This is a genomic window from Ideonella sp. B508-1 (assembly GCF_000333615.1).
Taxonomy (GTDB): domain Bacteria; phylum Pseudomonadota; class Gammaproteobacteria; order Burkholderiales; family Burkholderiaceae_C; genus Ideonella.
In genome coordinates, this window is sequence record NZ_BADL01000126.1 from 21,822 (window position 1) to 46,548 (window position 24,727).

At 72.0% G+C, this 24,727-nt stretch carries 20 protein-coding genes; 13 read left to right on the forward strand and 7 right to left on the reverse strand.

All coding sequences use genetic code 11. The features are described 5' to 3' along the window. Positions 1 to 25 precede the first annotated feature (25 nt). The gene (locus tag I73_RS05575; protein ID WP_022979713.1) at positions 26 to 1,336 is read left to right on the forward strand and encodes an Hsp70 family protein; all 1,311 of its coding nucleotides are present in this window, start codon (positions 26 to 28) and stop codon (positions 1,334 to 1,336) included. A 29-nt stretch (positions 1,337 to 1,365) separates the two neighbouring features. Here I73_RS05575 and I73_RS26170 read toward each other — a convergent pair whose 3' ends face one another. Continuing rightward, the gene (locus tag I73_RS26170) at positions 1,366 to 2,094 is read right to left on the reverse strand and encodes a YecA family protein (protein ID WP_022979714.1); all 729 of its coding nucleotides are present in this window, start codon (positions 2,092 to 2,094) and stop codon (positions 1,366 to 1,368) included. A 180-nt stretch (positions 2,095 to 2,274) separates the two neighbouring features. Then, positions 2,275 to 3,228 (reverse strand): LysR family transcriptional regulator, encoded by a 954-nt coding sequence (locus I73_RS05585; protein ID WP_022979715.1) that lies wholly within the window; start codon positions 3,226 to 3,228, stop codon positions 2,275 to 2,277. Between the two features lie 91 nt (positions 3,229 to 3,319). On the opposite strand from I73_RS05585, the gene I73_RS05590 reads away from it, so the two are divergent. The 3 genes from I73_RS05590 (at position 3,320) to I73_RS05600 (ending at position 6,311) form a co-directional block, all read left to right on the forward strand. Beyond that, complete coding sequence (locus I73_RS05590; RefSeq protein WP_022979716.1) at positions 3,320 to 4,840, forward strand: CoA-acylating methylmalonate-semialdehyde dehydrogenase; 1,521 nt, start codon at positions 3,320 to 3,322, stop codon at positions 4,838 to 4,840. A gap of 107 nt (positions 4,841 to 4,947) precedes the next feature. Beyond that, the gene (locus I73_RS26175) at positions 4,948 to 5,607 is read left to right on the forward strand and encodes a class I SAM-dependent methyltransferase (RefSeq protein WP_022979717.1); all 660 of its coding nucleotides are present in this window, start codon (positions 4,948 to 4,950) and stop codon (positions 5,605 to 5,607) included. Between the two features lie 44 nt (positions 5,608 to 5,651). Continuing rightward, on the forward strand, positions 5,652 to 6,311 hold the full coding sequence (locus I73_RS05600; protein WP_022979718.1) for a hemolysin III family protein: 660 nt from the start codon (positions 5,652 to 5,654) through the stop codon (positions 6,309 to 6,311). A 38-nt stretch (positions 6,312 to 6,349) separates the two neighbouring features. Here I73_RS05600 and glpD read toward each other — a convergent pair whose 3' ends face one another. After that, on the reverse strand, positions 6,350 to 7,987 hold the full coding sequence (gene glpD, locus I73_RS26180; protein WP_022979719.1) for a glycerol-3-phosphate dehydrogenase: 1,638 nt from the start codon (positions 7,985 to 7,987) through the stop codon (positions 6,350 to 6,352). A 139-nt stretch (positions 7,988 to 8,126) separates the two neighbouring features. Here glpD and I73_RS05610 point away from each other — a divergent pair, with 139 nt between their 5' ends. Both I73_RS05610 and glpK read left to right on the forward strand, forming a co-directional pair. After that, positions 8,127 to 8,894, forward strand: a complete 768-nt coding sequence (locus I73_RS05610) for a DeoR/GlpR family DNA-binding transcription regulator (RefSeq protein WP_026096350.1) — start codon at positions 8,127 to 8,129, stop codon at positions 8,892 to 8,894. A 58-nt stretch (positions 8,895 to 8,952) separates the two neighbouring features. Continuing rightward, positions 8,953 to 10,449 (forward strand): glycerol kinase GlpK, encoded by a 1,497-nt coding sequence (gene glpK / locus I73_RS05615; RefSeq protein ID WP_022979721.1) that lies wholly within the window; start codon positions 8,953 to 8,955, stop codon positions 10,447 to 10,449. 13 nt (positions 10,450 to 10,462) lie between these two features. On the opposite strand, the gene I73_RS05620 is transcribed toward glpK, so the two are convergent. Together I73_RS05620 and I73_RS05625 are read right to left on the reverse strand one after the other, a co-directional pair. Further along, a complete protein-coding gene (locus I73_RS05620; protein ID WP_022979722.1) occupies positions 10,463 to 10,903 on the reverse strand; it encodes a potassium channel family protein in 441 nt (146 codons plus the stop codon). Between the two features lie 20 nt (positions 10,904 to 10,923). Then, positions 10,924 to 12,753: a long-chain fatty acid--CoA ligase gene (locus I73_RS05625; protein WP_026096351.1), complete on the reverse strand. Its 1,830-nt coding sequence runs from the start codon at positions 12,751 to 12,753 to the stop codon at positions 10,924 to 10,926. Positions 12,754 to 12,827: 74 nt separating this feature from the next. Between I73_RS05625 and I73_RS05630 the strand changes: the two genes are divergently transcribed. The 3 genes from I73_RS05630 to I73_RS05640 all read left to right on the forward strand — a co-directional run bounded on the left by I73_RS05630 (position 12,828) and on the right by I73_RS05640 (position 16,514). Further along, positions 12,828 to 13,220 (forward strand): DUF2946 family protein, encoded by a 393-nt coding sequence (locus I73_RS05630; protein WP_083876565.1) that lies wholly within the window; start codon positions 12,828 to 12,830, stop codon positions 13,218 to 13,220. Positions 13,221 to 13,311: 91 nt separating this feature from the next. Beyond that, positions 13,312 to 15,363 (forward strand): TonB-dependent receptor, encoded by a 2,052-nt coding sequence (locus I73_RS05635; RefSeq protein WP_022979725.1) that lies wholly within the window; start codon positions 13,312 to 13,314, stop codon positions 15,361 to 15,363. Continuing rightward, positions 15,363 to 16,514, forward strand: coding sequence for a PepSY domain-containing protein (locus tag I73_RS05640; RefSeq protein ID WP_022979726.1), 1,152 nt, complete (start codon positions 15,363 to 15,365; stop codon positions 16,512 to 16,514). Before I73_RS05635 ends, I73_RS05640 begins: the two co-directional genes overlap by 1 nt. 20 nt (positions 16,515 to 16,534) lie before the next feature. Here I73_RS05640 and I73_RS05645 read toward each other — a convergent pair whose 3' ends face one another. Both I73_RS05645 and I73_RS05650 read right to left on the reverse strand, forming a co-directional pair. Beyond that, positions 16,535 to 17,869 (reverse strand): DUF805 domain-containing protein, encoded by a 1,335-nt coding sequence (locus tag I73_RS05645; RefSeq protein WP_148289691.1) that lies wholly within the window; start codon positions 17,867 to 17,869, stop codon positions 16,535 to 16,537. 90 nt (positions 17,870 to 17,959) lie between these two features. Further along, positions 17,960 to 19,264, reverse strand: coding sequence for a tryptophan--tRNA ligase (locus tag I73_RS05650; protein ID WP_022979728.1), 1,305 nt, complete (start codon positions 19,262 to 19,264; stop codon positions 17,960 to 17,962). Positions 19,265 to 19,395: 131 nt separating this feature from the next. Here I73_RS05650 and I73_RS05655 point away from each other — a divergent pair, with 131 nt between their 5' ends. The 4 genes from I73_RS05655 to I73_RS05670 all read left to right on the forward strand — a co-directional run bounded on the left by I73_RS05655 (position 19,396) and on the right by I73_RS05670 (position 24,727). After that, entirely contained in the window at positions 19,396 to 20,841 is a 1,446-nt protein-coding gene (locus tag I73_RS05655; protein WP_022979729.1) for an ATP-binding protein, read from the forward strand. Next, positions 20,834 to 21,442: a hypothetical protein gene (locus tag I73_RS26185; RefSeq protein ID WP_051049042.1), complete on the forward strand. Its 609-nt coding sequence runs from the start codon at positions 20,834 to 20,836 to the stop codon at positions 21,440 to 21,442. The genes I73_RS05655 and I73_RS26185 overlap by 8 nt, the downstream gene beginning before the upstream one ends. A 21-nt stretch (positions 21,443 to 21,463) precedes the next feature. After that, positions 21,464 to 22,891 carry a sigma 54-interacting transcriptional regulator gene (locus tag I73_RS05665; RefSeq protein ID WP_051049045.1) on the forward strand — a complete coding sequence of 476 codons (1,428 nt, stop codon included), beginning with the start codon at positions 21,464 to 21,466 and terminating at the stop codon, positions 22,889 to 22,891. Between the two features lie 168 nt (positions 22,892 to 23,059). Continuing rightward, positions 23,060 to 24,727 (forward strand): glucan biosynthesis protein, encoded by a 1,668-nt coding sequence (locus tag I73_RS05670; RefSeq protein WP_234409418.1) that lies wholly within the window; start codon positions 23,060 to 23,062, stop codon positions 24,725 to 24,727.

Below are 24,727 nucleotides of genomic sequence, written 5' to 3' on the forward strand. Positions count from 1 at the left end.
CCGCCCTTTTCGTTTCCGCGCTGCCATGACGACCGCTTCGCCCTCCGCCGGCGCCACCGCCGGCTTCTGCGCCATCGACTTCGGCACCTCCAACTCGGCCATCGCCCTGCCGGTGGCCGCCGCCCAGGTGCGCCTGGTCGAGGTGGAGCCCGGCCAGCGCACCATGCCCACCGCGGTCTTCTACGCGCTGGAAGACCTGGCCCCCGACCAGGCGCCCGAGCGCCTGTACGGCCGCGCCGCGCTGCGCGCCTATGTGGACGGCGTCGAGGGTCGGCTGATGCGCTCGATGAAGAGCGTGCTGGGCTCCTCGCTGATCGAGCAGAGCACCGACCTGGGCGAAGGCCATGCGGTGACCTTTCTGGAGGTCATCGCCGGCTACCTGCGCCACCTCAAGACCCTGGCCGAGCGCGAGGCCGGCCACGCCATCCCGCGTGCGGTGCTGGGCCGACCGGTGTTCTTCGTGGACGACGACCCGGCCCGTGACGCCCAGGCCCAGGCCGCGCTGGAGGCCGCGGCGCGTCAGGTCGGCTTCCAGGAAGTGGCCTTCCAGTTCGAGCCCATCGCCGCGGCGCTGGACTACGAGGCCACGGTGGACCATGAGCAGCTGGTGCTGGTGGCCGACATCGGCGGCGGCACCTCGGACTTCTCGGTGGTGCGGGTGGGGCCGCAGCGCAGCGCCCGCATCGACCGGGCCGACGACATCCTGGCCAGCCACGGTGTGCATGTGGCCGGCACCGACTTCGACCGCCATGTGGAGCTCAGCGCCATCCTGCCGCTGGCCGGCTACCGCGCCCGCGGCCCCAAGCCGGCCGAGCGCGAGGTGCCCAGCAAGGTCTATTTCGACCTGGCCACCTGGCACCTGATCAACACCGTCTACACCCTGCCGCGGGTGATGGAGCTGCGGGGGATGAAGGCCTTCTATGCCGACCCGGTGCTGCACCGGCGGCTGATGACCATTGCCGAGGAACGCCTGGGCCATGGCCTGCTGGCGCAGGCCGAGGCCGCCAAGATCGCGGTGGCCGAGGGACGCGACGCCACCATCGCGCTGGACAGCCTGGAGCGCGGGCTGCAGGCGCAGCTGGGTGAGACCCAGGCGCTGGACGCGATCGAGACCGACCTGGAGCGCATCGTCCAGACCGGGCTGGAGACGGTGCGGCTGGCCGGCGTCACGCCCGAGCGCATCGAGGCGGTCTACCTGACCGGCGGTTCCACCGGCCTGGCGCCGCTGGCCCAGCGCATCGCCGCGCCCTACGCCCAGGCGCGCACGGTGCGCGGCGACCGGCTGGCTTCCGTGGCCCAGGGCCTGGGCTTGCACGCCCAGCGGGTCTTCGCCTGAAAGTCAGCGCCCGCTTCGACGGGCGTACCTCAGTGCTTGGGGCCCGGCTTGCGCGGGCCGCTGCCCGGGCCACGGGGCGCCGGACGGCCCGGGGCCTTGGCCCCTGAGCCCGGCCGAGGGCCGCTGCGGCGGGCCCCCGCGGTGCGCGGCTGGCCCGACTGCGGGCGCGTCACATCGGCCAGCAGCAGCGTGCTGCTGACCAGGGCCTCCACGGCTTCCTCCAGATCCGCCGGGGGCTCCAGCTCCTCGATGGTGGCCAGCAGCTCGTCGGCGTCTTCCAGATCGTCCGGGTCGAAGGCGCGGTAGATGGCCGCCAGCGGCTCCATGACCTGCTGCGGGTCCTGCCGCATCAGCTGCGGGAAGAACTCCATCGCCAGCGCGAAACCGGCGGCCCAGGGCATCACCGTGGCCAAGGGGTCCATCTCGTCGCCGTCCTCGTCTTCCAGCTCGAAGACCCAGGGGTCGAACCATTGGCGGCCGTGGATGGCGCGATTCAGCTCGGCATGGCGGCGGCGGGCCAGGTTGGCGATGGGGGCCGGGTCCACGCCCTTGGGCAGCGGCCGGCCATCGGCGTCGTAGACGTGGCGCAGCCACTCGGCCTCGGGCACGGGGGTGGGCTGCAGCAGCACACCGGCCAGGAAGCCGTCCAGCATCGACAGGTCCAGCGGCTCCAGCGGGGCGGGCAGGGCATCCAGGGCGGATTCCAGCGCGGCCATGTCGGCGTCGGACAACGGGGTGGTGGGAATTGAAGCTGCCATCGTGACATTGTCACGCCGCGCGGGGTGTCCCTCTTCAGAGGGATACCGCAAAAGCGGAATTTCCTTACAGTGATGCCCATCGAAGCGCGTTGGCGCTTCCCCCGGTCCCAACGACGTCCTCTTGGAGGACTTGAGCGACCTGCCCCGCAGGGGGTGGGTCGTTTTTTTTGGTCGGATCCCTCAGGGGCGAAAGCCGTCCTGGAAGGCCTGGCGCAGGAATTCCACCAGCAGCTGCACTGTGCGCGGCACCTGGGCGGTGCGCGGCCGGATGGCCCACAGATGGCCACCGAACACCCCCACCGGCCGCCAGCCGGGCAGCACCGGCGTCAAGGCGCCCGAACGCAAGGCCGCCTGGATGCTGAAGTCCGGCAGCAGGGCGATGCCCAGGCCGGCCAGCGCGGCCTCGCGCAGGGCCTCGCTGTTGTTGGCCGCCAGCGGCCCGGCAATGCCCACCGTCACCCGCTCGCCACCGCCATCGGGCTCAAAGCTCCAGCCCGGGGCCTCGTCCGCCCGGGGGTAGAACAGGCAGCGGTGCCGGGCCAGGTCGGCCGGGTGGGCCGGTGTGCCCTGGGCGGCCAGGTAGCCGGGGCTGGCCACCAGCAGGGTCTCGGTGGGACACAGGGCCCAGGCCACATGGGTTTCGGGCGGGTGGTCGGTGTGGCGCAGCGCCAGGTCGAAACCCTCGGAGGCCAGGGCCACCAGGCGGTCGGACAGGTCCAGTTCCAGGCGCACTTCGGGGTAGGCCTGCAGAAAGGTCGGCAGGCGGGGAAAGAGCTGCTGCCGGGCCAGGGCGACCGGGGCGGTCAGGCGCAACAGGCCGCGCGGCTGGCCGGCCAGGTCGTGCACGCCGGCAAAGGCCTCGGCGATGCTGGCAAAGGCCGGGCGGGTGCTGTCGGCCAGTTGGCGGCCGGCTTCGGTCAGGCGCACGCTGCGGGTGGTGCGGCGCACCAGGGGCACACCGGCGGCGGCCTCCAGTTCGCTGATGCGCAGGCTCATGGCCGCCTTGCTCAGGCCCAGGCGGCGGGCCGCGGCGGTGTAGCTGCCGGCCTCGCCCAGCACGGTCAGGGCGTGGACGTGGGACCAGAGGCTGCCCAGGGGGCGGGAGGCGTCGGCGCGCAGGGGTTCATTGTTCATTTCAGTGAACAATGATTCCAGAATCTGGGCATTGGCGCCAGGCCGGGCGCTGCCTAGACTGAGGGCCTTTCAGAACACACCGGAGACCGCCATGGGCGCCCCTGAAGCCTTCACCCGCAGCACCGACATCGGCCACTTCATCGGCGGCAAGCCGGTGCCCGCCAGCAGCGGCCGCAGCCAGGCCGTCTACAACCCCGCCACCGGGGTGGTGAGCTGCCAGGTGCAGCTGGCCAGCGCCGAGGACGTGAACGCCGCCGTGGCTGCCGCCGCTGCCGCCTTCCCGGCCTGGGCCGACACCCCGCCGATCCGCCGCGCCCGTGTGCTCAACAACTTCCTGGCCCTACTGAACCAGCACCGCGACACCCTGGCGGCCATGATCACTGCCGAGCACGGCAAGGTCTTCACCGACGCCCAGGGCGAGGTGACCCGCGGCATCGAGATCGTTGAATTCGCCTGCGGCGCACCGCAGCTGCTCAAGACCGACTTCACCGACCAGGTCTCCACCGGCATCGACAACTGGACCCTGCGCCAGCCCCTGGGCGTGGTGGCCGGCATCACGCCCTTCAACTTCCCCTGCATGGTGCCGATGTGGATGTTCCCGATGGCCCTGGCCACCGGCAACACCTTCGTCCTGAAGCCCAGCGAGCGCGACCCGTCGCCCAGCCTGTTCATTGCCGAGCTGCTCAAGCAGGCCGGCCTGCCCGATGGCGTCTTCAACGTGGTGCAGGGCGACAAGCTGGCGGTGGACACGCTGCTGAACCACCCGGACGTGAAGGCGGTGAGCTTCGTCGGCTCCACCCCGATCGCCCAGTACATCTACGAGACCGGCGCGAAGAACGGCAAGCGCGTGCAGGCCCTGGGCGGCGCCAAGAATCACATGGTGGTGATGCCCGACGCCAACCTGGAGCAGGCGGTGGACGCGCTGATCGGCGCGGCCTACGGTTCGGCCGGCGAGCGCTGCATGGCCATCTCGGTGGCGGTGCTGGTGGGCGACGTGGCCGACAAGATCATCCCGATGCTGGCCGAGCGCGCCAAGACGCTGAAGATCAAGAACGGCATGGAGCTGGACGCCGAGATGGGCCCCATCGTCACCCGCGAGGCGCGTGACCGCATCGAGGGCTACATCGCGGCCGGCGTGGCTGAGGGCGCCACCCTGGTGGTGGATGGCCGCGGCACCACGGTGGCCGGCCACGAGAAGGGCTTCTGGACCGGCGGCACGCTGTTCGACCACGTCACCCCGGCCATGCGCATCTACAAGGAAGAGATCTTCGGCCCGGTGCTGGCCTGCGTGCGGGTGAAGGATTTCGCCGAGGCGCTGGACCTGGTCAACGCCCACGAGTACGGCAACGGCGTGGCCTGCTTCACCAGCGACGGCCAGGTGGCGCGCGAGTTCGGTCGCCGGGTGCAGGTGGGCATGGTGGGCATCAACGTGCCTATCCCGGTGCCCATGGCCTGGCACGGTTTCGGCGGCTGGAAGAAGAGCCTGTTCGGCGACATGCACGCCTACGGCGAAGAGGGCGTGCGCTTCTACACCAAGCAGAAGAGCATCATGCAGCGCTGGTCCAACAGCATCGCCAAGGGCGCCGAGTTCGTGATGCCCACGGCCAAGTAAGCCTGGGACTTTCCCTCGGCACACCCCCACGGGTTGACGAGGATCAGGCGGTCGACTGGACAAGCCAGGCAGCTCGGCCTGAAGCTCAGGCTTCGGGAGGATCCGCCATGGCCCCAGTCACCGCATCCCCATCGCCGCCGGGCGCGCCGGATCTGGCGCGCGCCCAGGCGCTTTACCGCCAGCGCGCGGCCTTCTATGACGCGGAGCTGGCGCCCTTCGAACCCCTGCGGCGCGAGGCGGTGGCCCTGCTGGGGCTGCAGCCGGGCCAGCAGGTGCTGGACCTGGGCTGCGGCACCGGCCTGAGCCTGCCGCTGCTGGCCGAGCAGGTGGGGCCGCAAGGGCGCGTCTGGGGGCTGGAGCCCTGCCCCGAAATGGCCCGGCGGGCACAGGAGCGCTGCACCGAGGCCGGCTGGCCCCAGGTACAGATCTGCCAGGCCGATGTCCAGCATGCCGGCTGGCCACAGGGGCTGCAGGCCGATGCCGCCCTGTTCCAGTTCGCCCACGATCTGCTGCAGCAGCCCGAAGCCCTGTCGGCCGTGATGGACCATCTGCGCCCCGGGGCCACGGTGGTGTCCTGCGGGCTGGAATGGGCGCCGGCCTGGGCCTGGGCCGCCAACGCCTGGGTCTTCAGCGCGGCGCTCTATTCGCTGACCACGCTGGACCGGCTGCACCAGCCCTGGCAGCACCTGGCCCGCTGGCTGCCGGACCTGCAGGTGCACAGCACCTGGATGGGCTGCATCTACTTCGCCATCGGCCACAAACCCTGATGCCGAGAGGGGACATGGTTTTCGCTGCGGTGCACAATGAACACATGCGCACCGCGTCCCTCACCGCCGACCGCCCCCAGACCCTGGGGGAGGAGATCGCCAATGCGATCAGCCATGGCCTGGGCTTTTTGCTGGCCGTGGCCTCCTTGCCCATTCTGCTCTGGCAGGCCCAGCGCCAGGGGGGCGGCACGCTCAATCTGGTCGCCGTCAGCGTGTTCTCCGGCACGATGATGCTGCTGTACCTGGTGTCTGCGGTCTACCACGCGCTGCCGGCCGGGCGTGCCAAGCTGTGGATGAACCGGGCCGACCATGCGGCCATCTACCTTTTCATCGCCGGCAGCTACACCCCCTTTGCCCTGGGGGCTTTGCGCGAGCACGGGGGCTGGTGGCTGCTGGGCGTGATCTGGGCGCTGGCGGTGGCCGGGGTCACGGTCAAGCTGCTGGACCGGCTGCGCCACCCCTGGTGGTCCACCGGCCTGTATGTGGCCATGGGCTGGCTGGCGCTGTTCGCGCTCAAGCCCATGGTGGCGCAGATGGCCGTCTCCGGCCTGCTCTGGCTGGTGATCGGCGGGCTCAGCTACACCCTGGGCGCGGTGGTCTTCATGCTCGACAACCGGGTGCGCTACGCCCACTTCGTCTGGCACCTGTTCGTGCTGGGCGGCAGCACCTGCCACTTCTTCGCGGCGCTCTGGCACGCGCAGTGATTCGCCACGTGCCGTGATCGGGCGCGGTCAGCGCGTCTTCAGGGCGGGTCTGCCGCCACCGAGCACGGCGGGCAGTCTTGGGGGAGGCCGCCGCTGCCCCCAGGGTGTTGCCGCAGCCAGTCGCGCACGCGCTGGCGCTCTTCCGGGGTGTAGTGCAGTCCCAGCTTGCTGCGCCGCCACAGCACGTCGTCGGCGTCCTGGGCCCATTCCTCGCGCTGCAACAGGCGCAGTTCGGCCTCGTGCAGGCCCGGCGCCACCTCGGCGCCCAGCCCGGCCAGGGAACGGGCCTCGCCGATCAGCGCGCCCACCCGGGCCCCGTAGGCCCGCGCCAGGCGGCGCGCCAGCGGGCCGGGCAGCCAGGGGTGGCGCTGGCCCAGGGTCTGCACCAGGCGCTCGAAATCGGTGTCCGGGCGGCGGGCCGGGCCGATCCAGTCCCGCAGATCGCCGCCGGGCAGGAAGGCGCCTTCGGTCCAGGGTTGGCGGGCCTCGCCCAGCATCTGGCCGACCTCGGTGGCGGCATCCTCGGCCAGCTTGCGGAAGGTGGTGATCTTGCCGCCCCACACGCTCAGCAGCGGCGCGCCCTCGTGGTTGGGCTCCAGCAGATAGTCGCGCGTGACGGCCGAGGGGTCGCCCGAGGCATCGTCCAGCAGCGGCCGCACGCCGGCATAGGTCCAGACCACGTCGGCCGGCGTGACGGCGCGCTTGAAGTAGCGGCTGGCCTGGGCGCAGAGGTAGGCGATCTCGTCCTCGGTGATGGCCGCGCCACGCGGGTCGCCGTGGATCTCCTGGTCGGTGGTGCCGATCAGGGTGAAGTCCCGCTCGTAGGGGATGGCGAAGATGATGCGCTTGTCCGGGTTCTGGAAGATGTAGGCGTGGTCGTGCTCGAAGCAGCGCCGCACGACGATGTGCGAGCCCTTGACCAGGCGCAGGCTTTTGGTGGCCAGGGCCTCGTGACCGGCCGGCCGGGCCGTCTCGCGCAGAAAGCGCTCGGCCCAGGGGCCGGCGGCGTTCACCAGCGCGCGGGCCCGCACCTGGCACTGGCGGCCATCGGCCTGGGCCAGCGTGGCCTGCCAGCCCTGAGCCTCGCGCTGGGCGTTGCTGACCCGCGCGCGGGTGAACACCCGGGCGCCGTGGGCGCGGGCGTCGATGGCGTTGAGCACCACCAGGCGGGCGTCGTCCACCCAGCCGTCGGAGTAGACGAAGCCGCGGCTGAAGCGGTCCTGCAGCGGCGCGCCCACCGGGTGCTGGCGCAGGTCGACGCCGCGCGAGCCGGGCAGCACCTCGCGGCGGGCCAGGTGGTCGTACAGGAACAGGCCCAGGCGGATCAGCCAGGCCGGCCGCATGGCCGGGTCGTGCGGCATCACGAAGCGCAGCGGCCACATGATGTGTGGCGCGCTCTTGAGCAGCACCTCGCGTTCCTGCAGCGCCTTGCGCACCAGCGAGAACTCGCGGTACTCCAGGTAGCGCAGCCCGCCGTGGATCAGCTTGGTGCTCGACGAGGAGGTGTGCGCGGCCAGGTCGTCCTGCTCGGCCAGCACCACGCGCCAGCCGCGGCCGGCCAGGTCGCGGGCGATGCCGCAGCCATTGATGCCGCCGCCCACGACCAGCACGTCGCAGTCCAGCGGGGCAGCGGTGGTGGCTCCGGGGTTGGCCGGTGCGGACGAGGCGTTGGGCAAGCGGTGTCTCCTGAGGTTGAAAGGGCCCCGGAAGGGTGCGAGCCTGTTCCTATATTTTCCTTTTTAACCAAATATTTGATCGTTTGCAATGTGAATTGCATCGTTTGTTTTCGTTTTGGGGCGGTGGACAATGCAGTCCATGACCCCCAATCCCCGCCAATCCCAGCTGCTGGACGAGGTGCGTGCCCGTGGCGCGGTGACGGTCGAGGCCCTGGCCGAGCGTTTCAACGTCACGCTGCAGACGGTGCGCCGGGATGTGAAGCTGCTGGCCGAGGCCGGCCTGCTGGCGCGTTTCCACGGTGGCGTGCGCCTGCCGCACTCCACCACCGAGAACATCGCCTACCGTCAGCGCGAGTCGCTCAACGCGGAGGGCAAGCGGCGCATCGCGCGCGTGGTGGCGGCGCGGGTGCCGAATGGCTGCTCGCTGCTGATCAACCTGGGCACCACCAACGAGGCGGTGGCCCGCGAGCTGCTGCAGCACAAGGGCCTGCGGGTCATCACCAACAACCTGAACGTGGCGCGCATCCTGGCCGACAACCCCGACTGCGAGGTCATCGTCACCGGCGGCGTGGTGCGTCACCGTGACCGCGGCATCGTCGGCGAGGCCACGGTGGACTTCATCCGCCAGTTCAAGGTGGACATCGGCATCATCGGCATCTCGGGCATCGAGACCGATGGCTCGTTGCGCGACTACGACTACCGCGAAGTCATGGTGGCGCGGGTCATCATCGAGCAGAGCCGCGAGGTCTGGCTGGTGGCCGACCACGGCAAGTTCAACCGCCCGGCCATGGTGGAGTTGGCCCGGGTCGACCAGATCGACCTGCTGTTCACCGATGCCGCGCCGCCCGAGCCCTTCCCGGCCCTGCTGGCCGAGGCGGGCGTGCAGCTGGAGCTGGCCTCGGCCTGAGCCACCGGTCCTGCCATCGCGCGCCACGCCACAGACGCACCAGACAAGGAGACACGCCGTGAGCCACATCCTGGCCCTCGATCAGGGCACGTCCAGTTCGCGCAGCATCGTGTTCGATGAGCGCGGCCACATCGTCGCCATGGCCCAGCGCGAATTCCGCCAGATCTTTCCCCAGCCCGGCTGGGTCGAGCACGACCCGATGGAGATCTGGGAGAGCCAGTGGGCCACCGCCCGCGAAGCCCTGGCCCGGGCCGGCCTCGAGGCCCGCCAGTTGCGCGCCATCGGCATCACCAACCAGCGCGAGACCACGGTGGTCTGGAACCGCCGCACCGGCGAGCCGCTGCACCGCGCCATCGTCTGGCAGGACCGGCGGGCCGAGGCCATCTGCAGCGCCTGGCGCGAGGCCGGGCTGGAGCCCCAGGTGCGCCAGCGCACCGGGCTGCGCCTGGACCCGTACTTCTCCGCCAGCAAGCTGCGCTGGCTGCTCGACCAGGTGCCCGCCGTGCGCGAAGCCGCCACGCGCGGCGAGCTGGCCTTCGGCACGGTCGACAGCTGGCTGCTGTGGCAGCTCACCGGCGGGCGGGTGCATGCCACCGACGTGACCAATGCCTCGCGCACGCTGATGTACAACCTGGCCCAGGGCGGCTGGGACGAGGCCCTGGTGCTGGCCCTGGGCCTGCCGCCCGAGGCCCTGCCCGAGGTCCACCCCAGCAGCCACCTGTTCGGCCAGACCGAGGCCCACCTGCTGGGCGCGCCCGTGCCGGTGGCCGGCATGGCGGGCGACCAGCAGGCCGCCCTGTTCGGCCAGGCCGGCTTCGGCCCGGGCATCGCCAAGAACACCTACGGCACCGGCTGCTTCATGCTGCTGCACACCGGCGGCCAGGCCCAGGCCAGCACCCACGGCCTGGTGACCACCGCCGCGGCGGCGGCGCCGGGCCAGGCGCCCCAGTTCGCGCTGGAGGGCAGCGTCTTCATCGGCGGGGCGGTGGTGCAGTGGCTGCGCGACGGCCTGCGCGCCATCAGCGCCAGCTCCGAGGTGCAGGCCCTGGCCGAGAGCGTGCCCGACGCCGGCGGCGTGATGTTCGTGCCCGCCTTCACCGGCCTGGGCGCGCCCTACTGGGACACCGAGGCCCGCGGCACCATCGTCGGCCTGAGCCGCGGCAGCACCGTGGCCCACATCGCCCGCGCCGCGTTGGAGAGCATCGCCTTCCAGAGCGCGGCGCTGCTGCAGGCCATGGGCCAGGACGTGGCGGCCGCCGGGGGCGAACCCGTGAGCGAGCTGCGGGTGGATGGCGGCGCCTGCGTCAACGACCTGTTGATGCAGTTCCAGGCCGATCTGCTGGGCATCCCGGTGGTGCGGCCGGCCGTGGTGGAGACCACCGCGCTGGGCGCGGCCTACCTGGCCGGCCTGGCCACCGGCGTGTGGGACGGGCCCGAGGCCCTGGCTGGCCAGTGGCGGGTGGAGCGCCGCTTCGAGCCCACGCTGCCGCGTGATCAGGCCCGCGAACGCATGGCGCGCTGGGACCAGGCGGTGCGCCAGGCCATGGCGGGATGATCGGGCCCGCGGCTCAGCGGTCGTCCGAGGGCCGCGCCTCGCGCCAGAAGCGCTCCATGGCCAGGTAGGCATAGGAGGCCGACCAGCCGATTAGCACCAGGCCATTGAGCGCCTCGGCCCCGGCCAGCATGCGCAGCGGGCCCACCGGCACCAGGTCGCCGAAGCCCAGCGAGGTGAAGGTCTCGGCCGAAAAGTACAGGCTGCTGCCCCACTCGGGGCGCCCCGACTCGGTCAGGCTGCCCATCCCCAGGCGTTGCAGGGTGTAGAGCGTCAGGCCGTAGAGCGCGATCTCCAGGGCATGGGCCACGAAGGCGGCCAGCATCACCACCATCAGCTTGCTGCGGCTGGGAATGCGCAGCTGGGGCAATCTGGCGTCGATGCGGCTGAGCACCTCGTAGTGCACCAGCGTGGTCGACACCAGCAGCGTCAGAACGGAAAAGACAACAAGCAGCATGGAGCTCGTAACGCGCCAGCTCAGCGCGACGCGTACAGTGCCTGCAGCTCATTCTCGAAGCGGGCCATCAGGTTCTGGCGCTTGAGCTTGAGGGTCGGCGTGAGCAGGGTGTTCTCGATGGTCCAGGGTTCCAGGCTCAGCACCACCGCGCGCGGCACCGCGTAGCGCGGGAAGCCGGCAGCGCGCTGGGCCAGGCGCTTGAGCACCGCCTCGTGCGCCACGCTGCTGCGCAGGCTGGCCGGGTCCTGCCAGTCCAGGCCCAGGCTGAAGGCCAGTCGCCGCCATTCGTCCTCCTGCATCACGACCAGCGCGCCGATGAAGGGCTTGTTCTCGCCCACCACGCAGCACTGGGTGATCAGCGGGTCCTCGCACAGGGCCTGTTCCAGGTCGACCGGCGGAATCTTCTCGCCGGTGGAGGTGACGATGATGTCCTTGATGCGGCCGCGGATGTAGATGCGTCCGTCCAGGATCTCGGCCTGGTCGCCGGTGCACAGCCAGCCGTCGGGGGTCAGCACCCGGGCGGTGTCCTCGTCGCGGTGCCAGTAGCCCTGCATCACCGAGGGGCCCTTGACCTGCAGCTCGCGGTTCTCGCCGATGCGCACCATCACGCCCGGCAGGGGCCGGCCCACGCTCATCGGGTCGTTGCTCTCGAGCCGGTTGGCCGAGACGATGGGCGAGGTCTCGGTCATGCCGTAGCCCTGCACGATGGGCAGGCCCAGGCCCAGGAAGGTGCGGGCCACCGCCGCGGGCAGGGCCGCGCCACCGCTGACCGCCACCCGGATGCGCCCGCCGAAGCGGGCCAGCACCGGCCGCGCTACCAGCAGCGACAGCAGCGGCCAGACCAGGGCGTCCAGCAGACGCGGGGCGCCGTCGGCGTCCGGCGGCAGTTCCTGGCGGGCGCGGAAGCGCCTCCAGCCCACCGTGATGGTCCAGTTCATCAGCCGAGCCTTGAGCGGCGAGGCGGCCATCACCTCCTGCAGCTTGGCGTAGACCCGCTCGTAGATGCGCGGTACCGAGACCAGCACGGTGGGCCGCTGGACCAGCATGTCCTGCGGCAGCTCGGCCACCGAGCGGGCGTAGGCCACGCAGCTGCCGGTGGCGATGGGCAGGTAATAGCCCACCGTGCGCTCGAAGGTGTGCGACAGCGGCAGGAAGGACAGGAAGCGGTCCTGCGGCGTCGGGGCCACGCACTGCAGCACGGCGGTCAGGTTGGCCACCACGTTGCGGTGGCTCAGCTTGACGCCCTTGGGCCGGCCGGTGGTGCCGGAGGTGTAGACGATGGCGGCCAGGTCTTCCGGCCCCGGGCCGGGGCGGTCGGCCGAGGGCCGGCCCGCGGCCAGCCAGTCGGCCAGGCCCAGCACCGGCACATGGGCCGAGGGCAGGCGGGAGAGGTCCTCCGGGCTGGCGGTCAGGTCGCCGGTGACCACCACGGCCTTGAGCGCCGGCAGGATGGCGCCGGTGTGCAGGATGGCCTCCCACTGGCGGCGCGTCTCCAGCACCAGCAGCGAGGCCGCGCTGTCGGCCAGGATGTAGCCGATGCTGCCCGGGTTGTCGATGGCGTGCAGCGGCACCGGCACCAGACCCAGGGCCATCGCAGCCTGGTCGATGCTCATCGCATCCAGGCCATTGGGCAGCAGGATGGCCACCCGCCCGCCTTCGGGCAGGGGCATGGCGGCCAGGGCGTCGCGCCAACGGCCCACCCGCTCGCCGGCCTGGGCCCAGCTCAGGGATGCCCAGCGCTGGGTGGCGGGGTCGAAGGCCCGGTAGGCCTCGCCCTGCGGGGACAGGGCCACGCGGGCCTTCAGCAGGGCCGGGAGGGTGTCAGCCAGGGTCACGTGGGGCAAGGTCAAGGCGGTGAGGGGCCAAAGCCACAAAGAGTCGACGCAGCGATTATCGGGCGCCGGTCCTTTCTAGAATCCCGGCCATGTCGTCACGTTGGGCCAGGTTGCTGCATGTGCTGGTGGGGCTGGGCCTGTTGTGCTCGGCCCTGATGCCGCTCGGGCTGCAACTCCAGCGTGCGAGCGGGCAGGCCCCCGGCCTGGTCATCTGCACCAGCACCGGCATGAAGATCATCGCGGCCCGGACCGACGATGACCACGACGGCGGCGGCACGCCTGCCGCCGGTGAATGCCAGCTCTGCAGCCTCGGCCATGCGCCGCTGGTCTGGCCCGCCGAGCCCCCCGCCCTGGCGCCCGTGGTGTGGGTGCTGGCCTATGCGCTGCCCCGCCTGTTCCTGCAGGCGCCGTACCGGCTGCCCGTCTGGCGCACCGCCCAGCCGCGCGCACCCCCGGTGCCGGGCCACGGCCTGCCCGCCTGACGCGGGCCTTCTTCCCCGCATTCCCCTTTGATCCGCCTGCTGGGCGCGCCTGCGTGCGCATGCCCGGCGGGCTGCTGCCTTTGTTGTCACCATGAAGCATCACTTCCATGGCGTGGCCGTCCTGCGCCGGCCATCCCTGTCCCTCATCGCCACTGCGGCCTGCGCCCTGTCACTGCCCGCCCAGGCCCAGGCCCCCTCCACGGCCACGCCGGCCGGCACCACCTTCGAGATCGGCCGCGTCGAGGTCACGGGCCGTGCCACCGGCCCGGTCTCCGCCAGCCAGGTGCTCAGCTCGGTGGACGTGGTCTGGGGCGATACCTTGTCGGACACCACCATCGGCCATGCCTGGGAGATCTTCAGCCGCGTGCCGGGCATCCAGCTGACCAACTTCAACCAGGGCACCACCTCCGGCAAGATCTCCATGCGCGGTTTCAACGGCGAAGGCGAGGTCAACGCCGTCAAGCTGCTGCTCGACGGCATCCCGTCCAACAGCAATGACGGCAACATGCCTTACCTGGACCTCGTCACCCCGCTGGACGTGGCGACCATCACCACCGTGCGGGGCACCAACGACGCCCGCTACGGCCTCTACAACATCGCGGGCAATGTGGACGTGGCCAGCCGCATCGGCGGGCAGGGGCAGGACCTGCGCCTGGCCACCGGCGGCCATGGCCTGGCCGATCTGCAGTGGACCACCGCCATGGAAAGCGGCGACTGGAGCCAGAACACCGCCCTGGCCCTGCGCCACGACGATGGCGCACGGGACCACGCCAGCGCCGACCAGCTCACCCTGGCCGGCAAATGGTTCTGGCAGGCCGATCCGGACTGGCGCCTGGGCCTGATCCTGCGGCACCACAGCCAGCGAGCCCAGGAGCCCGGCTACCTGGACGACCAGGATGCCGTCGACCACCCCGACATGTCCTACGCCATCTCCGCCACCGATGGCGGCAACCGCCAGGTCAGCCAGGCCAGCCTCCACCTGGACGGCCAGTGGGCCCCGGACCTGTCCTGGTCGCTCAAGAGCTGGGTCAACCACTACGACGACAGCCGCTGGGTGCGCTATTCCGCCACCACCTCCCAGCAGGAGCGTGACAGCCAGGAACTGCACACCGGCCTGCGCAGCCAATGGAGCTGGCGCCTGCTGCCGGCCAGGCTGACCCTGGAGGCCGGTGTGGACCTGGAGCACCAGCGCAACGACAGCCAGCGCTACCTCACCGTCGAGCGCAGCCGCAGCAGCCAGACCCGCGACCAGCACTGGACCCTGGACACCACCGGCGGCTTTCTGCAGGCGCTCTGGCAGCCCACCCCCGCCTGGCGCATCGTCCCGGCCTGGCGGATCGACTCGGTGGGCGGCCATTTCGAGAACCGGCTGACCGGCACCGAGGCCGACATCAACCACTACGGCCTGATCCACCAGCCCAAGCTCAGCACCGTCTGGACACTGGTTCCCGGGCACAGCCTCTATGCCAACTGGGGGCGCACCTTCCAGATCGGCGTGGGCGCGGCCAGCTACAAGATCCCGCCGCGGCAGGCCGATCTGGCGCCCTCGCGCAACACCGGCTGGGAGCTGGGCTGGAAGTTCCAGCCCCTGGAGGCCCTGCAGGGGCGGCTGGCCGTCTGGCAGCAGCTGGCCACCGACGAGGTCAACCGCCGGCTCAACGACCCCAGCGGCGATTCCGAGAACGTGGGCGCCACCCGCCGCCGGGGGCTGGATCTGCAGCTGCAGGCCAGCCTGACGCCACAGTGGCAGGCCTGGACGGGCCTGAGCCTGCAGCGGGCCCGCATCACCACACCGGCACCCGACGCGCCCGACACCGCCGGCAAGGAGCTCGACCACGTCTCCCATGTCCTCTACAACGGCGGGCTGGACTGGCAGGCCCGCCCCAATCTGAGGCTCTCCCTGTCCTACCAGGGCCAGACCCGCTACTACCTGGAGCGCAGCAACAGCACCGGACGCTGGGGTGGCGCGACCACCGTCAACCTGGCTCTGGACTGGCAGATGCAGCCCGATGTGGACTGGACCCTGGCCCTCAACAACCTGAGCGACGAGCGCGCCGGCTACGTCTGGTGGGATGGCAGCCAGCGCCTGCATTCCCCGGTGGAGGGCTTCAACGTCCAGGGCAGCCTGCGGGTGCGCTTCTGATGGCCGCGGCCCTTCAGGCGCGGGAGCGCTGGCGGCGCTGGCATGCCCGCCTGTGCTGGCCGCTGGGGCTGCTGCTGGCCCTGCTGGGCCTGAGCGGCAGCCTGCTCGTCTACTACCCGGCGCTGGACGAGCAGCTCAACCCCGCCCTGGCCTGGACACCGCGGGACGGCGCCGTGACCGCCTGGCAGCCGGTGTGGCAGGCCCTGGTGGCCCAGGCGCCCGAGCGGGGCACGGCCTGGCGCATCGAGCTGCCGCCGTCCCCGGGCGGCATGGTGACGGCGCGGCTGTACCGACCGGCGGAGCGGGCAGGCGCCTTCTTCGCGCCCTGGCTGGTCACGCTGCACCCGCGCACCCTGCAGCCCCTGGCCCGGCGCTTCTGGGGCGACACCGCCATGACCTGGCTCTACGACCTGCACTACACCCTGCTGGCCGGCGCCACCGGCCGCACCGTGGTCGGCCTGCTGGGCCTGTGGGGCCTGGCCGCCCTGCTCACCGGCCTGGTGCTGTGGTGGCCGCGCAGCCCCGCGCAGTGGCGCACGGCCTGGTGGGCCAAGGCCGGCGCCGCCCGGCCCCGCCGCAGCTGGGACCAGCACCGCCTCACCGGCCTTTATGGCGCCGGGCTGCTGGCCGTGCTCATGGCCACCGGGACGGCCCTGGCCTGGCCGGACACCGTGGCGCTGCTGCTGCGGCCCTGGTCCCATCCGGCCCCCGCACCTGCGGCGGCGGTGCCGGCCTGCGATCCTCTGCATGGGGGGGCTGGACTGGATGTCGCCCTGGCCGTGGCCCGGCTGCGCTTTCCGCAGGGCCGCCCCCGCTGGATCGACACCCCGGCCACCGGCCAGGACCTGATCCGGGTGCGGCTGCAGCAGCCGGGCGAGCCCAGTGCCCGCTTTCCGGCCACCTATGTCTGGGTGGACGCCTGCAGCGGGGCCCTGCGCGGTGTGCAGGACCCGGCGCAAGAGGGGGCCGGCGATGCCCTGCGGCGCTGGCTGCACCCCCTGCACAACGGCGAGGCGTTTGGTCAGGCGGGGCGGCTCCTGGCCTGTCTGGGGGGGCTGTTGCCGGCCGTGCTCATCTGGACCGGCTGGCGCCGCCGTCGCGACCGCCAACGGGGGGCGGCCCATCGCCCTGGGGCCTGTCGCGGGTCTTGAGGGCGCGGCCGGGCCGGGGCTCAGTCTTCCGGCAGCACCCAGTCCTCGTCCAGGTGCACCAGCTGGCAGGCCACGCCGCCTTCGGGGCGGCGGCCGTTGCACTGGCGCAGGGCGTCGGTGGCGGCCTCGTCGGACGAGGCGGCATCGGTGCGCAGACCCCAGGCGGCGCCGCTGGGCGAGCGGGCGAAGGCGCGGTGACCGCGCCCGGTCACGTACTGGCGGTTGAAGGCCCGCACCGCTTCCGGGCTGCCCAGCACCGACTCGAGCGTGACCTTGGGCCGGTTGGCCTGCTCGGCCCGTGCCGCCTCCTCGTCGTCGGAGATGCGTTCCATCCAGCGCTTGCTCGCGTGCAGGCTCAGGCTCAGCGACAGGCCCAGCACCACCACCGCGGCGATGGCCAGGCCCGAGTGCCGCTCGCGCTGGGGTTCGCCGTAGTCGTTGGGGTGCTCGTCGCCCGGCACCAGCATGATGACGATGCTCAGGATGGGGCCGATCACCGGCAGGCCGAACAGCAGGGCCCACCAGCCGCTGCGGTTGAAGTCGTGCATGCGCAGCGTGGTCAGGCGCCAGCTGAAGAACATGACCCAGATCACCACGCCCAGCAGCAGCAGGCCGGTCATCCAGCCCGGCCACTTGATCAGCAGGAAGAAGCTCAGCGCCATGCCGGCCCAGGCCATCAGGTTGCCGGCCAGGTAGCTCATGCGGCCCAGGCGGCCGTCGAAGCTGCGGCCCAGCAGCGGCACTTCATCCTCGGTGGTCTGGAAGCGCTCGGCCGCCGGGTCGGGCAGGGGCTTGAGGCCGCGCCGGGCCCGGGCCGCGGCCACGCGCTCGGCCCGTTCGGCCGCCCGCCGTTCCTCCTGGGCGGCCAGGGCGCGGGGGAGGTCGGTGGCGCACTGGCGGCACAGGATGCGGCGCGGTTGGCGCTCGCCGCAGGTGGGGCAGGTGACCTCATCCAGGCTGGCGGGGTCCGGCGCCAGGCGCATGGGCGGCTCGGCCTGCGGCGGTGTGGCCGGGGGCTCGGTGGGCACCAGGGACAGCGCGGGCTCCGCAGGGGCGCCTGTGGCCGCAGGGGCCGAGGGCACCGCGGAAGGGGCTGGCGTGGGGCGCACGCTGGCCGGCATCGGGGTGTCGGGCTCGACCTTCAGCTCGGCGCCCAGGGTCGCGAAGCGCTTCACCCAGGCCGCGGCTTCCTCGGCCGGCAGACCGCGCTTGATGACCACCGAACGGCCGGAGAACAGCGTCTCGAGCCGGGGGGCGTCCAGCTTGAGCCAGGCGCCCAGCTTCTGCTGAACGGTGGCGCGATCGAAGCCATCGCGCACGGTGCCGGCGAACACCAGCCGAACCGGAGTATCCATGGGCCCCTCAGGGTGTTGATGCGCCCCGCAGGCTAGGGGGCCGGCCTCAGTTCGGCAATCCCCTGTGCGGGGGGCAAGGCGAGATGCAGATCAAACTTCCGCCTGCTGCAGGGCCGCCAGGGCCAGGCCGACCTCCTCGGCCTGCACGTCCTCGCCCAGGCTCACCGGGGCACCGGCCAGGGCGGCGGCGCCCTCCAGCTTCAGGCGCTTGACCCACTCGCCGGCCTCGCGGCCACCGGCAAAGCCCTGGCTCTGCAGCAGCACGCGGCCGTCGTGGGCGCTGAGCTTGAAGTAGAACTGGCCGTCGGCCTCGCGGTACTGCTTGAAGACGGGCAGGGCGGTCTTGGCCTTGGCCACCGGCGCCGCGCTGGCGGCCAGGGGCTGGAAGCGGCGCAGGCCCACCGCGTGGCGCAGGCGGTCCAGCAGCGGGCGGGCCAGGGCGCGGGCGCGCTCGGCACCCTTTTGCAGGATGGCCTCGATCTCCTCCGGGTGGGCCATCAGCGCGTCGTAGCGCGCGCGCATCGGGCCGATCTGGCGGTTGATCTGCTCGAACAGGCGGGTCTTGGCCTCGCCCCAGGCCAGGCCGGCGCGCAGCTCGGCGCGGAAGGCGGCGCGCTCCTCGGCCGTGGCGAAGGCGTCGAAGATGGTGACCAGGTGGGCGCTGTCCGGGTCCTTGGGCTCGCCGGGCAGCTTGCTGTCGGTGACGATGCGGGCGATCGCCTCGCGCAGCGCCTTCTCGCCGCCCTCGAACAGCGGGATGACGTTGTCGTAGCTCTTGCTCATCTTGCGGCCGTCCAGGCCGGGCAGCAGCTCCATGGTCTCGTCCACCTGCGCCTCGGGCAGCACGAAGAACGCCTCGCCGGCCCCGAACAGGTGGTTGAAGCGGGTGGCCACGTCGCGCGCCATCTCGATGTGCTGGATCTGGTCCTTGCCCACCGGCACGCGGTGGGCGTTGAACATCAGGATGTCCGCGGCCATCAGGATGGGGTAGCAGTACAGGCCCATGGTCACGCCGGCATCGGGCTCCTCGCCGGCCGCCGTGTTGGCGTCCACCGCGCCCTTGTAGGCATGGGCCCGGTTCATCTGGCCCTTGCTGGTCACGCAGGTCAGCAGCCAGCACAGCTCGGGGATCTCGGGGATGTCGCTCTGGCGGTAGAAGACCACGCGCTCGGTGTCCAGGCCGGCGGCCAGCCAGGTGGCGGCGATCTGCAGGCGCGAGCGCTCGATGCGGGCCGGGTCGTCGCACTTGATCAGCGCGTGGTAGTCGGCCATGAAGAAGAAGCTCTCCACGCCGCGCTCGCGGCTGGCCTCGATGGCCGGGCGCAGGGCGCCCACGTAGTTGCCGAGGTGCAGGGTGCCGGTGGTGGTGATGCCGGTCAGGACACGCTGTTGCATGGGAAGGGGTGTGAATGCGGTTGTGGGGGCCATTGTCGCAAGTCGGCGTCGCCCCTGGTCACGCCCGGGCCGGCGCGGCCGGCCTACACTGCCGGCTGCTTCACACGGCTCCACGGCGGAGCCCACCTGCCTTGGTCCTGCGCACCTCCTTCCGCCAACTGCTGCTGCTGGCTTTCGTGCTGACCGCCGCCGCGCTCGGCGCGGTGTCGCTCAGCGGCCTGCAGGCGCTGCAGGGTCTGATGGCCAAGAGCCGCGAGGCCGCCCAGCAGGCGGTGGCGCTGAACCTGGCCGTCAGCGGCCTGGGCGACCGGGCCACCGACATGGAGCGTGCCGCCCGCCAGTACCTGGTGCTGGGCGACCCGGCGCTGCGCCAGCGCTATGACGCCGCGGTGCGCGAGGCCCGCAACGCCATGCAGCCGCTGGTCGACTTCGAGCCCACCGCCCCGCTGGCCCGCCACTGGCTGGGCGCGGCCGGCCAGATCCGCCGCCAGCTGGACGAGTCCGGCCTGGGCTCGCCCGAGCGCGACCAGGCGTTGAGCCAGGGCTTCGAGCAACTGGGCGAGGGCACGCGGCGCCTGACGGTGCAGGTGCAGCGCAGCATCGCCGAGCGCAACCAGGCGGTGCAGGACGCGCTGGAATCCCAGCGGGCCCGCCTGGTGCGCCAGGTGGCGGTGGCCATCGTGGTGGTGGCGCTGGCGGCCCTGGCCTTCGGCCTGTGGCTGACCCGGCCGCTGCGCCAGCTGGGCCGCGCCATCACCGCCCTGGGCGAGGGGCGCATGGCCGAGCCGGTGGAGATCTCCGGGCCCTCCGACCTGGCTCGCCTGGGCCATCAGCTGGACTGGCTGCGTCGGCGCCTGATCGAGTCCGACGCCGACAAGGACCGCTTCCTGCGCCACACCTCGCACGAGCTGAAGACGCCGCTGGCCGCGCTGCGCGAGGGCGCCTCGCTGCTGCAGGAGGGCGTGGGCGGGCCGCTGAGCGCCGGGCAGGCCGAGATCGTGGGCATCCTGCGCCACAACACCGCGGTGCTGCAGCAGCAGATCGAGGACCTGCTGCGCTACAACGCCGCCGCCTTCGACGCCCAGCGCCTGCAGCGCCGGCCCACCCGGCTGCGCAGCCTGGTCGAGGGCGTGGTCGAGGCCCAGCGCCTGAGCTGGCAGGCCCGCCGCATCGCGGTGGAGGTGACCGGCGGCGAGCGCCTGGAGGCGCCCGTGGACCCCGACCGCCTGGGCATGGCCCTGGGCAATCTGATGATCAACGCCATCCGCTTCACCCCCGAAGGCGGGCAGATCCGCTGGCGGCTCTGGCGCGAGGGCGACCAGGCCGCGCTGGAGATCCAGGACAGCGGTCCCGGCGTGGCCGAGCCCGACCGCGAGCACATCTTCGACCCCTTTTTCCGTGGCAGCCTGCAGCCCGAGGACCAGCCCCGCGGCAGCGGCATCGGCCTGTCCATCGTGCGCGAGCAGGTGGCCGCCCACGGCGGCAGCGTGGCGCTGCAGCCCGGCCCGGGCGGCGCCACCTTCCGCATCCTGCTGCCCCTGGGCGACACCCGCACATCCCGAGCTCCCCATGCCTGACCCGATCCTCCTGTTCCGCCGCCCCGCCCGGGTTCCAAGCTTGCTGCTGCCGGGCCTGATGGGCCTGCTGCTGGCGCTGTCCGGCTGCGACAGCCTGCCACCGCCCCCCGCGCAGGGGCCCGTGGCCGAGCCCGTGCCCGCCAGCGCGCCCGCACCGGCCTGCGCGCCGGCCGCCAGCGCGCCCACCCACAGCGACCGCGATCTCGCGGGCCGCAGCCTGCTGCAGTGGCAGGACGAACTGCGCAACGCCACCGGCGAGCCGCTGCCTGCGCGCATCGCCCGCCTGAGCGCCGACACCCCCACGCCGGCCCACCAGGTGGAGCTGGGCCTGGCCCTGCTGCACACCCGCAACCCCGGCGACGCCGCCCGCGCCCAGGGCCTGCTGGAGGCCGTGGGCAAGGCCAGCGGCGATGAGGCCGCGGCCTGGGCGCCCTGGGCCCGGCTGCTGGCCGGCCGCGCGGCCGAACAGCGTCGGCTGGAGGAGCAGGCCGACCGGCTCAACCAGCAACAGCGCGACAGCCAGCGCCGCATCGACCAGCTCAGCGAAAAGCTCGAGGCCCTCAAGGCCATCGAGCGCTCGCTGGGCCCCAAGCGTCCCTGAACGCCGCCCCGAGGAACGCCCATGCCCAGCGCCGCGACGAACAGCGAGACCAAGACTCCCATCCTGGTGGTCGACGACGACCCGGACCTGCTGCGCCTGCTGTCGCTGCGCCTGGGCGCGGCCGGCCATGCCGTGACGGCGGTCGCCACGGCCGAGGAGGCCCTGGCCCGGCTGGAGCTGGCGCGTCCGCGCCTGGTGCTCAGCGACGTGCGCCTGCCCGGCATGGATGGGCTCAGGCTCTATGACGCCATCCAGGCCCGCTACCCCGGCCTGCCGGTCATCCTGCTGACCGCGCACGGCACCATTCCCGACGCGGTGGACGCCACCATGCGCGGCGTCTTCAGCTACCTCACCAAGCCCTTCGACGGCCAGGAGCTGATGGCCGCGGTGGACCGCGCCCTGGCCGTCTCAGCCGCGGCCACGCCCCGCACCAACGAGGCGGGCGAGGCCTGGCGGGCCGAGATCGTCAGCCGCTCGGCGGTGATGGACGAGGTGCTGGCCGAGGCCCGGCTGGTGGCCGCGGGCGATGCCTCGGTGCTGATCCGCGGCGAAAGCGGCAGCGGCAAGGAGCTGCTGGCCAACGCCATCCACCGCGCCAGCCCGCGCGCCAAGGGGCCCTTCGTGGCGGTCAACTGCAGCGCCATCCCCGAGGCCCTGCTGGAATCCGAGCTCTTCGGCCACGTCAAGGGGGCCTTCACCGGCGCGGTGGCCAACCACCGCGGCCTGTTCCAGAGCGCCGACGGCGGCACCCTGTTCCTGGACGAGATCGGCGACATGCCGCCCACGCTGCAGGTCAAGCTGCTGCGGGTGCTGCAGGAACGCCAGGTGCGGCCCGTGGGCGCCCAGCAGTCGGTGCCGGTGGATGTGCGCATTCTTTCGGCCACCCACCGCGACCTGGACGCGGCCATGGCCGCCGGCGAGTTCCGCGAGGACCTCTACTACCGGCTCAACGTCGTCACGCTGACCCTGCCCACCCTGGCCGAGCGGCGCGAGGACATCCCGCTGCTGGCCCAGCACTTTCTGCAGCGCCTGGCGGCCAAGTACCAGAAGCGCCTGAACGGCTTTGCCCCCGACGCGCTGAGCGCCCTGAGCACCGCCGCCTGGCCGGGCAATGTGCGCCAGCTGCACAACGTGGTGGAGCAGCTCTGCGCGCTGGCCACCGCGCCGCTGATCCCGCTGAGCCTGGTGCAGCGGGCGTTGCGGGTGCCCACGGTGGAGGTGCTGCCCTTTGCCGAGGCCAAGCGCCGCTTCGAGCACGACTACCTGGTGGGCCTGCTCAAGCTGACCGACGGCCAGGTGGCCGACGCCGCCCGGCTGGCCGAGCGCAACCGCACCGAGTTCTACCGTCTGCTGCAAAAGCATGGCCTGACGCCCGGCCTGTTCCGCGGCGAGTCGCCGGATGGCGACGAGGGCGGGGCCCCTGTCGCCGACGAGCGACAGGACAAATAGCCTTGTGCATCAAGCACTTGGCTGAATTGTTGCGCTGCAGCGAAAAAGCCTGTCGCTGATCGGCGACGCTTTTGCCCCCGAGCACCGGGGGTGGGCCGGGGGCTTGTTTGCAAGTCGTTGACTTGAAACGACTTTTCCGTCTGGCACGGGCTTTGCCCTGTCAGCGGCATGACTGCACCTGTCCGCCGCTTCTTCACAGCCCGCCGCCCGGCTTGCCGGATGCTGGCGCTGGCCGTGCTGCTGGCTGCCCAAGCCGGTGCCCGGGCTGCCGCGCCTGAGCTGCCGCAAGCCCCGCTGCAGGTGGCGGCTGCCTCCTCGGCCAGCGCCGCCGCCTCCGCCACGGCACCCGCCGCGTCCAGCGCGGCCAGCATCGTCGCGCCCTTCTTCGACCGCCTGGGCGAGCGGGCCCGCAGCCTGGCCGGCCAGCCCTACGCCCCGGTGCCCAGCCGCACCCCGCAGGCCCTGAAGGACCTGAGCTACGACCAGGCCCGCGACATCCGTTTCCGGCCCGACCACGCCGTCTGGCGCAGCCTGGGCCTGCCCTTCGAACTGATGTTCTTCCACCTGGGCAAGTACCAGACCGAGCCGGTGCGCATGCACGAGCTGTCGCCAGATGGCGAACGCGCGCTGCCCTATCGGCCGGAAGACTTCGACTACGGCGCCAACACCGCCCTGCAGCCCGCCACCTGGGGCGACATCGGCCACGCCGGCTTTCGCGTGCACTACCCGCTCAATGGCAGCGCCTACAAGGACGAGCTGATCGTCTTCCAGGGCGCCAGCTACTTCCGCGCCCTGGGCGCCGGCCAGCATTACGGCCTGTCGGCCCGCGGCTTGGCGGTCGATTCGGCCGGCGGCAGCGGCCCCGAGGAATTCCCCCGCTTCACCGACTTCTGGGTCGTGCGGCCCGAGGCCGGCGCCAAGGTGCTGACCGTCTTCGCGCTGCTGGATTCCCCGCGCGTGGCCGGCGCCTACCGCTTCGACATCCAGCCCGGCCAGAGCACCGCGGTCAACGTCCAGGCGCGCGTCTTCCTGCGCCAGACCACCCAGCCCATCCGCACTCTGGGCATCGCGCCGCTGACCAGCATGTTCCAGTTCGGCGAGAACCAGCCCAACAAGGACGACTTCCGCCCCGAGGTGCACGACAGCGACGGCCTGATGGTGGCCAGCGGCACCGGCGAATGGCTGTGGCGCCCGCTGCAGAACCCGCGCTGGCCGCTGGTCACGTCCTTCGCCATGCCCTCGCTGCGCGGCTTCGGCCTGATGCAGCGCGACCGCAGCTTCGCCAGCTACGAGGACCCCGAGGCCCGTTATGAAAAGCGACCCTCGGCCTGGGTGACGCCGGTGGGCGACTGGGGCGCCGGCCGGGTGGAGCTGATGCAGCTGCCCACGCCGGACGAGACCAACGACAACATCGTCGCCTACTGGGTGCCGGCCCAACTGCCCGCCGCGGGCCAGCCGCTGAACCTGGCCTGGCGCATCGACTGGCAGGGCGACGCCCAGCAGCGCCCGCCCGCCCTGTGGGTCAGCCAGACCCGCGCCGGCCGCGGCTTCGCCCCGCTGGCCGCGGGCGAGCGCCAGTTCGTCATCGATTTCAACGGCACGGTGGGCGGCAAGCCCCTGCCTGACAACGCCGCCGTGCAGGCGGTGGTCAGCAGCAACGACGCCGGCCGCATCACCGAACAGAACGTCTACCGCGTGGACGCCACCGGCGCCTGGCGACTGACCCTGCGCGTGCAGACCCTGGACCCGGCCCGGCCGGTCGAGCTGCGCGCCTACCTGCGCTCCGGTGCCGACACCGTGAGCGAAACCTGGACCCAGATCCTTCCTCCGCAATGA